Source organism: Nostoc sp. UHCC 0251 (assembly GCF_034932245.1).
In the GTDB taxonomy this organism is placed as follows: Bacteria; Cyanobacteriota; Cyanobacteriia; order Cyanobacteriales; family Nostocaceae; genus Nostoc.
This window is the reverse complement of sequence record NZ_JAYGHD010000323.1, coordinates 25,936-32,561: the sequence shown is the minus strand read 5'-3', so window position 1 is coordinate 32,561 and position 6,626 is coordinate 25,936. Positions and strand designations below refer to the sequence as shown.

Here is a 6,626-nt window from a genome sequence, read left to right as displayed (position 1 = left end):
CACTCCGCAAAAACTGTGCATCTTGTCAACTACTTTTACTGGACTGCCTCTCTAGGTCTTCCTGAACAGATTCCCTAGAATAACTTTTGATAAAAACCTCTTTGAATTCATGAATAAATCATAATTCTTCAGGTCATATTATTAACTAACCTACGGTTAGAAGCTGTGGAATTATTTTATCGATATTTTAAATACATGAGGGTAACTTAATTCACTGTAATTATTACCATAGCCAGAAGCTATTTTTACTACAATAACTATTGACATGTTAGTAGCTTGCTGGGAAAATACATAAAAAATTACCCCTATGATTGACCATAGCGATCGCGTCGTGTCTCGTAGAGAAGGCACATTCCAAGGTGTTGGAGGACTTGACCTGTATTACCAAAGCTGGCATCCAGAGGGTAAAGTACGGGCAATATTAGCCATTGTGCATGGGCTTGGAGCGCACAGCGATCGCTTCAGTAATGTGGTTCAACATTTGATACCCAAACAATATGCTGTCTACGCCTTAGATTTGCGTGGTCATGGACGTTCACCAGGTCAGCGAGGCTATATCAACGCTTGGAGTGAGTTTCGAGAAGATTTAGGAGCCTTTTTACAGTTAATTCAAACTCAGAATCCTGGATGCCCAATTTTCCTCTTGGGTCATAGTTTAGGCGGGATGATTATCTTAGATTACATTCTGCGCTATCCCCAACAAGCATCAGTTTTGCAAGGTGCGATCGCTTTAGCGCCAAGCTTGGGGAAAGTTGGGGTTTCACCTATCCGCGTGCTTTTAGGAAAATTGCTCTCACGGGTGTGGCCGCGTTTCACATTGAATACAGGCATTAACATGAGTGCTGGTTCACGAGATCAGCAGGTTTTAGCCGCATTCGCTCAAGATACGCTGCGACATACCCTTGCTACTGCCCGTCTGGCTACAGAATTCTTTGCAACAGTTGATTGGATTAATGCTCATGCAGGTGATTGGCAATTACCATTGTTGATTCTCCACGGTGGTGCAGACCGAGTTGTTTTACCTGCGGGAAGTGACATCTTTTACCAACGGGTAAAATGCCAAGATAAGCTGAGAATCGAGTATCCAGGAGCCTATCATGAAATTCAGAGTGACCTCAATTATCAAGAGGTAATGGCTGATTTGGAAGATTGGTTGGAGCGACATCTACCATCTGAGACAGTGCAGTTGGGACGAGGAAGCGCTGAGTTAGAGTTTCCCAGTTCTTAGCTTTCAGTACTGAGGCTTGATCACTGTATGTTACCAGAGCGATCGCATATTAAAGAGTCAGTTATCTACATTACCTGAAAAGTACGTTGCTGAGGATACAGAGTTTTTGCCAACCAAGATAGGTTCTCCCTTTACTCCTCCACGGGTAAGAGTACAAATTTTATAAAGGTTCTCGCACTCAAAGATTGCCATAACTAACTCTTTCCCGGTTTGATAAGAAGATGGCAAGGGTTTACCTACCTCGCATTCCATATCAATTTCGCGATCGCGCCACTGTAACTTCCAAATACGCTTTTCGGTTATTGGCGCTTTTACAGACTGAGCGATCGCACTATACACCTGCTCTGCTTTAATATCATCCTTGGCTGCTGGCACAAAAAACTTCATAGGCTTCGGTTACAACTAACGTAAATTTCACTAGCATCAGCGTAACGCAGTTACCAAGGTAATCGGCTTCCATCCCACGAGAAAAACTGTCCACTATCGCCTTCTTGAAGTTGTTCAATCACAGTTAATAATTGGGTAACAGTGCGTTCCACTGAGAATAATTTTTCCGCAGGTACATTTCCCTGAAAAGGACGGGAAAGGCGTGTATCAGTTGTACCAGGATGCAATGTCACTATTAATGCTTTAGGACAACTTCTTTTATACTCAATTGCCGCAGTTCGCATCAACATATTGAGTGCTGCTTTAGAAGCCCGATAGCCATACCATCCACCAAGTTTATTATCGCCAATAAGCTAATCGGCATTTAAGTTGCATAATCAGGGCGGGCAAGATGCCCACCCCACAAGGGATTAATAAAATTTTGATATGCAAATTAGATGTGTTTTAGCTTACTGCCTAATTTGGCAGAAATATTAGCGAACACGCTGCGTTCTCCATGACGAAACAAAGGCAATAGATGTTTAGCCAGTAAAACAGCACCAATACTATTGATCTGAAAGTAGCGCAGCAAATTTTCTGAATTGATCTGTCTTAAGCTTTTTTCAGGTTGTAAAGTATCTTCATGCAACAGTCCTACACAGTTGACTACCAAATGCAGTTTGTCAACTTGGGTACGTATTTTTTGAACAGCTTCAATAATTTGTAACTCGTCAGTAATATCCATTTCCAGACAAATTAATCGCTCAGAATGTTCGCCTGTAAGAGCTATTAAATCGGAGGCTGATTCCGGTTGACGAGAAGTTGCATAAACTTTGGCTATTCTGTCATCTTGTAGCAATTTTTTTACAAAACCCAAACCAATACCTTGGCTAGATCCCACTATCAATACATTCACAGGATTAATTTCATCGATAAAAGACATATTAATTTAGGTCACTTTTAGAGGTATTTCATATTCATAGCGAGAGACGAAATAAGGGCCAACTTGTCTATCGCTGTGATGACGGAAACCGAAGTTTTCATATAGTGCTTTCAAGGGCGGACGCGAAGCATCGCAATCTAAACGTAAATAACGTTTACCAAATGTTTGTGCGCGTTCAACAGCCCAAGCCAGCAATGCCGAAGAGACTTTACCGCCAGAGTATTGTCGCCGAATAGCAAGACGATGTAAAAATGCTGACTCTTCCTGAGAAATGTCTGGCCAGAAAAGTAAATCCTCAAGTTGAAACTTGATTGTACCAGCTGGTTCACCATCACATTCCGCAATAAAAAACAAGCCGTTAGCAACATCTTCCGAGATACTTTCTAGCGATACCTCGCTATCACCCCACAAAGGTATACCAAGCTCTTGGAGCCACAAAGCTGCTTCTAACAATACATCCGAGACTATCACCGTATCTTGTATAGTTGCTTGGCGAATTGAGATGTACATTTAGTTATTAATTTTAGGTTGGAAAAAACATGAGATGAGTGCTTAATGCACCCTACTTCTAAGTCAATTACAAACTCGATATTGCTAATTTGTTTGCTAAAGAAAGTGCTGCCGCATCGTATTCCCAATAAGGAGAAAATTTCATGAAGTCTTGTAGCATAAAAAAAGCTGGTTTATCAGCTATGTCATCTATAGTTAAAGAATCTATTTTTTGATCAATAACAGTCATAATGAATTTTCCTTGATAACTACCAACTGCCCAAATACTCGCATCACCTCCTCCTCCAGTAGTAACTTTGATAAACTCTTCAAAGAAAAAATCAACATCTTTTCTAAAAACTGGCATAATAATATATAGCTATTTTTTTGTAATTAACAAAGGAAAACTTTGGGTTTGATAGAAAATCATTTACCAATGCAAAATTTACTAAAAATTCTATCCAAAACTGATTCTGTAACTTTCTCACCAGTGATTTCTCCTAGTGCTTGAATTGCACCGCGTAAGTCAATTGTCCAGAAATCAAGAGGGAGTTGCTGGGCAATTGTTGCTTGTACTTGTTCCAAAGAAGTTTTAGCTTGAGTTAAGGCTGCTGCTTGCCTTTGGTTAATGGCTAAATCCATATCAGCAGCTTGGACTTTTCCAGATTTAATTATTTCTAAAATTGCTTTTTCTAAACCATCAATGCCTTGATTTTGGGCTGCAGCTGTGACAATTTTAGATTTTGGATTTTGGATTTTGGATTGAAGATATTTGCTTTCGCCTTCTTCTACTAAATCGATTTTGTTAATCACTAGAATTAACGGACGGTGTTGTACTTGTTCGTAAATTTCTCGATCGCCTTCCGTCCAACCTGCTGAAGCATCGATGGTAAGCAAGACTAAATCAGCTGCATTTGCGGCACGACGCGATCGCTCCACACCAATTTTTTCCACTTGATCTGTTGTTTCCCGAATCCCGGCTGTATCTAGCACTTGTACGGGAATTCCCCCGACAACTAACTGTGATTCCACTACATCGCGGGTTGTTCCGGGTAAGTCAGTCACAATGGCGCGATCGCTTTGGCTCCAAGCATTCAATAAGCTCGACTTACCCACATTCGGACGCCCCACAATTGCCACTTTTAAACCTGTGCGTAGCAACTCACCTTTGTCTTTGGTTGCCAATAACCTAGTTATTTCTGCGGCAATTTTCTCAATTTCTGATATTATGACTTTATCATCCAAAGGTGGTAAGTCTTCCTCAAAATCAATTCGTGCTTCGATTTCTGCCAAAATATCTAAACAGTTAGCGCGTAACTGCCGGATCGGATGAGCTAATTTTCCCTGTAAACCAGCTAAGGCCGTTTGGGCAGCTTGAGGCGATTTAGCTCCCACTAAATCAGCAATACCTTCGGCTTGAGTTAAATCCAACCGTCCATTCAAAAAGGCACGGAGAGTAAATTCTCCTGGTTGGGCTAATCTTGCACCGTTTTCCAGACACAGTTGTAACACCTGCTGCACTGCCATAATTCCCCCGTGGCAATGGAATTCCACCACATCTTCACGAGTGTAAGAACGGGGTGCTTTCATAATTAGCAACAGAGCTTCATCTACCAGTTGTTGCGTTTGGGGATGGCGAATGTAACCGTAGAGAATCTGGTGACTTTCCCAAACTTGTCGCCCTGGTGCGTGAAAGAGAGTTTGGGCTAAAGCCATTGCTTGGGAACCGGATACCCGCACAATACCAACACTACCCTGTTGGGGGACAACAGCAGTAGCGATCGCAGCGATAGTTCCGGTAGTAGCAAAAACTTCTGACATGAGCGCCTTTCATAAGAGTGAGAAGTTAGGAGTCAAAATCATAACTCATAACCGATAACTTTCTAAATGGTAAGTATTTAGACTAATGGGATGGCAACTGGCAAGGTAAAATTTACCTGGAGGGTAATGCCTGATAGTAAAGAGTTAAAGGTGAAAATTATAACTCCTGTACAGACGCGATTAATCGCGTCTCTGCTCATAACTTTTAAAGAGAGGAATTACTGTGGAGCAAAAGATTAACTGCGCTGTAGCCTGTGTTAACGGCTGTGTTTTAGGGGATAAGTGCCCCAATATCGAGTTTAGAGAGGCCGCTGTAAAATTTATTGAAGAGACTCCCTTAGACAAAATGTTGGAGTTGGCACAAGAACGTCTGCGGAAAAAAATGACGGAACCACCAAAGTGGGTTTTTCCTGAAGATCCATAGTAATGGGGCCAACAGGCTTAAGCAAGACAGCACAAAGGTTAAATAGTATCTGGATCTATATTTAATTCTCGCAGTTTTGCCGCCAAGCGATCGCTGCGTTGTTTCTCTTGGTTAGCGCGTTGCTTTTCTTGTTCAGCCTGTTGTGCAACTTCTTCCGGTGTTGCAACTAGTTCTCCTTCAGGAGTGAAAAAGCGCAATTTTTCTTGATAAACACCCAAATACAAACCTAGCTGTTGACTCCACAACCAGCCTTGGAGATTGGGTTCCAATAATTGATATTCACCATCCAGCAAATGGAACCCTGTAAATTCTAAGGTTTCTGGGTCAAACCAGAAGTAATCTGGTGTGCGAAAGATATCTTGGTAAATTTGTTTTTTTAGGCCCTTGTCAGTATCGCCTGTGCTATTTGAGAGAATTTCTATAATTAAATTAGGATATTTGCCATCTTCTTCCCAAACAACCCAGCTTTTACGGGGTTTGCGTTCAGTCCCCAGTACTACAAAAAAATCTGGCCCTCGGAAGTTTTCTGATTTGCGCTGGCGTGGACTGTAGTAAATGGTGAGATTACCCGATGCGTAAAAGTCATTACGATTTTGCCACAGCCACTCTAAGCATTGAATCAGCAGTGTCATTTGTAGCCGATGTAAGTCAGTTTCCAGAGGCGGTTCGTCACTATATAAATCCCCTGGCGGAAATATAACATTTTCTGGGGTTGCTAAATCTGGGATGACAGACATGGCGGCAAGTATCTCAGTGCTATAAGTTTAGCGTAGCAGTGAGGAGCGTAGAAGCTATCTACAAAAACCGTTCGACAATGATCTCGTCTATATACGTTTCTTTGATCTTGGCTTGTCTTTGTGCCGTCCCAATTATGCGAAAACCATGCCGGAGATAACTAGCTAACGCAGGGGCGTTATCAGCGCGAACGTAGGTTAATATTTTTTCGTATCCTTTGCTGCGAGCAGTCTCAAAGGTAGCCTCAAACAGACTCTTGCCAATCCCTTGTCGTCGGTACAAAAGATTTACGTATGTGCCGATTATTTCCACATGGTTAAAAGCATGTGTAAAGGACGCAAATGGTTCCATGCTTTGAAACCCAACAACCGTCTGCTCTGGAAAGCGCACAGCAACATGAAACACCCCACGATGGGGAAAATTCAATATATACTCCCGTTCAGTATCGACAGTGAGCGGCGTATCAAACGCGGTATACAGACCGGCTTCAATAATAGGGTTCAGAATACCAACAATCGCCGCAGCATCATTCGGTTCTGCTTCTCGAACCAGCAGCTTCATTTCCTGTTTTCTCTAAATGTGATTGGTTTTGCTGGCATTTACACCCAATTTAGGAGAAT

8 protein-coding genes and 1 pseudogene are annotated in these 6,626 nt (G+C 41.9%); 2 read left to right on the top strand and 7 right to left on the bottom strand.

Annotated features, from left to right (window positions below; genetic code table 11):
* Positions 1-307 precede the first annotated feature (307 nt).
* On the top strand, positions 308-1,228 hold the full coding sequence (locus tag VB740_RS26620; protein ID WP_323202858.1) for an alpha/beta hydrolase: 921 nt from the start codon (positions 308-310) through the stop codon (positions 1,226-1,228).
* Between the two features lie 57 nt (positions 1,229-1,285).
* Here VB740_RS26620 and VB740_RS26615 read toward each other — a convergent pair whose 3' ends face one another.
* From VB740_RS26615 to mnmE, 5 genes and pseudogenes are all read right to left on the bottom strand, one after another.
* Positions 1,286-1,615 (bottom strand): hypothetical protein, encoded by a 330-nt coding sequence (locus tag VB740_RS26615; protein WP_323202857.1) that lies wholly within the window; start codon positions 1,613-1,615, stop codon positions 1,286-1,288.
* A gap of 50 nt (positions 1,616-1,665) precedes the next feature.
* A pseudogene (locus VB740_RS36870) lies at positions 1,666-2,537 on the bottom strand (SDR family NAD(P)-dependent oxidoreductase).
* Positions 2,538-2,543: 6 nt separating this feature from the next.
* Entirely contained in the window at positions 2,544-3,047 is a 504-nt protein-coding gene (locus tag VB740_RS26600) for a GNAT family N-acetyltransferase (protein WP_323202856.1), read from the bottom strand.
* 67 nt (positions 3,048-3,114) lie between these two features.
* A complete protein-coding gene (locus VB740_RS26595) occupies positions 3,115-3,393 on the bottom strand; it encodes a hypothetical protein (RefSeq protein WP_323202855.1) in 279 nt (92 codons plus the stop codon).
* A 59-nt stretch (positions 3,394-3,452) separates the two neighbouring features.
* Entirely contained in the window at positions 3,453-4,847 is a 1,395-nt protein-coding gene (mnmE, locus tag VB740_RS26590) for a tRNA uridine-5-carboxymethylaminomethyl(34) synthesis GTPase MnmE (RefSeq protein ID WP_323202854.1), read from the bottom strand.
* A gap of 223 nt (positions 4,848-5,070) precedes the next feature.
* Between mnmE and VB740_RS26585 the strand changes: the two genes are divergently transcribed.
* A complete protein-coding gene (locus tag VB740_RS26585; protein WP_323202853.1) occupies positions 5,071-5,271 on the top strand; it encodes a hypothetical protein in 201 nt (66 codons plus the stop codon).
* Between the two features lie 38 nt (positions 5,272-5,309).
* Here VB740_RS26585 and VB740_RS26580 read toward each other — a convergent pair whose 3' ends face one another.
* Positions 5,310-6,008 carry a Uma2 family endonuclease gene (locus tag VB740_RS26580; RefSeq protein ID WP_323202852.1) on the bottom strand — a complete coding sequence of 233 codons (699 nt, stop codon included), beginning with the start codon at positions 6,006-6,008 and terminating at the stop codon, positions 5,310-5,312.
* 58 nt (positions 6,009-6,066) lie between these two features.
* A complete protein-coding gene (locus VB740_RS26575; RefSeq protein ID WP_323202851.1) occupies positions 6,067-6,567 on the bottom strand; it encodes a GNAT family N-acetyltransferase in 501 nt (166 codons plus the stop codon).
* Between the last annotated feature and the right edge of the window lie 59 nt (positions 6,568-6,626).